Here is a 2,020-nt window from a genome sequence, read left to right as displayed (position 1 = left end):
AGGGTCGCCCTTTCTTTGGTGACTTTCTTTCGGCGAGACGAAAGAAAGTTACTGCGCCGCCGGGCGCACACCCCGGCCCCCGCCCTCAACCAAAGCACATTGATTGCTATAAATAGTGTAGCTAATAAGGCAATCCCAACGCGCGCAAACGCCCCAAAAAGCCTAGAAAAAGAGGCCCGCTCATGAGCCTCTCCACCCCCTTCATCCACCGCCCCATCGGCACCATGCTCCTTACCCTGGGCCTGGCCCTGGCCGGAGCGGTGTCGTACTTCCTGCTGCCCGTCGCCCCACTGCCGCAGGTGGACTACCCCACCATTTCGGTCAGCGCCAGCCTGCCTGGCGCCAGCCCCGACACCATGGCCGCCACCGTCGCCACGCCGCTGGAGCGGTCGCTGGGGGCCATCGCGGGGGTCACCGAGATCACCTCGCGCTCCATCCTGGGCAGCACCTCCATCACGCTGCAGTTCGACCTGGACCGCAATGTAGACAGCGCCGCGCGCGATGTGCAGGCCGCCATCAACGCCGCACGCACGCTGCTGCCCACGGGCATGCCCAGCAACCCGACCTACCGCAAGGTCAACCCGGCCGACTCGCCCATCATGATCCTGGCGCTCACGTCGGACCTGCTCACGCGCGGGCAGATGTACGACGCGGCCTCTACCGTGCTGGCGCAAAAGCTCTCGCAGGTCGAGGGCGTGGGGCAGGCCACGGTGAGCGGTGGCGCGTTGCCCGCAGTGCGCGTGGAGCTGGACCCGGTGCGGCTCGCGTCCAACGGCATTTCGCTGGAGCAGGTGCGCAGTGCCATCGTCACCACCAACGCCAACCGGCCCCTGGGTGCGGTGGAGCGCGAGGACCACTACTGGCAGGTGGCCACCAACGACCAGGCCCGCGTGGCGGCCGACTATGCACCGCTGGTGCTGCGCTGGAAGAACGGCCAGGCCGTGCGGCTGCAGGATGTGGCCGAGGTGGTGGATTCGGTGCAGGACGTGCGCAACTTTGGCGTGGCCAATGGCAAGCCCGCCATCCTGCTGCAGGTGTACAAACAGCCCGGCGCCAACATCCTCGAAGCGGTGGAGCGGGTGCGTTCGCTGCTGCCCGCGCTGCAGGCGTCCATCCCGGCGTCCATCGATATCGAGGTGGTGTCCGACCGCACGCCCACGCTGCGCGCTTCGGTCAAGGAGGTGGAGCGTGCGCTGTTCATTGCCGTGGCGCTGGTGGTGCTGGTGGTGTTCCTGTTTCTGCGCAATGGGCGCGCCACGCTCATCCCCAGCGTGGCGGTGCCGGTGTCGCTGGCGGGCACGTTTGGCGTGATGTACCTGGCGGGCTACACGCTCGACAACCTCTCGCTCATGGCGCTCACGGTGGCCACGGGCTTTGTGGTGGACGATGCCATCGTGGTGCTCGAAAACATCATGCGCCACATGGAGCGGGGCAAGACCGCGCTGCAGGCCTCGCTCGACGGCGCGCGCGAGATCGGCTTCACCGTGGTGTCGATGAGCATTTCGCTCATTGCGGTGTTTGTGCCCATCCTGTTCATGGGTGGCATCGTGGGGCGGTTCTTCCGTGAGTTCGCCATCGTCATGTCCTCGGCCATCCTGGTGTCGATGGTGGTATCGCTCACCACCACGCCCATGATGTGCGCCGCGCTGCTCAAGCCCCACCACCTGACCCCTGTGCGGCGCAGCGGCTGGCGGGGTGCCGTGGGCCGGTGGCTGGGGCGGTCCCAGGTGCGGGGCATGCGCCTGTACCGCCGTAGCCTGGCCTGGTGCCTGCGCCACCAGCCGGTGGCCCTGCTGGCGCTGGCCTGCGTGGTGGGGCTCAACGTGTATCTCTACACCGCCATCGACAAGGGCTTCATGCCCGAGCAGGACACGGGCCGCATCTCGGGCTTCATCCGGGCCGACCAGGCCACGTCCTACCAAGCCATGGAACAGCGGCTGCAGCGTTTCCTGGCCATCGTGCAGGCCGACCCGGCCGTGGAGCATGTGACGGGCTTCACCGGCGGCTGGCAGCGCAACGC

General features: G+C 67.3%; 2 protein-coding genes. Both read left to right on the top strand.

What is annotated here, in order from left to right:
- Positions 1-186, top strand: a 186-nt coding sequence (locus AC07Z7_RS24995; RefSeq protein WP_494768034.1) for a hypothetical protein, incomplete at its 5' end; no start/stop codon positions are given.
- Positions 183-2,020, top strand: a 1,838-nt coding sequence (locus AC07Z7_RS24990; protein ID WP_494768033.1) for an efflux RND transporter permease subunit, incomplete at its 3' end; no start/stop codon positions are given. The genes AC07Z7_RS24995 and AC07Z7_RS24990, both read left to right, overlap by 4 nt.

It is taken from the genome of Acidovorax sp. GW101-11A03 (assembly GCF_059424825.1).
The sequence above is the reverse complement of the archived record's forward strand: the minus strand, read 5'-3'. Positions and strand labels throughout refer to the sequence as shown.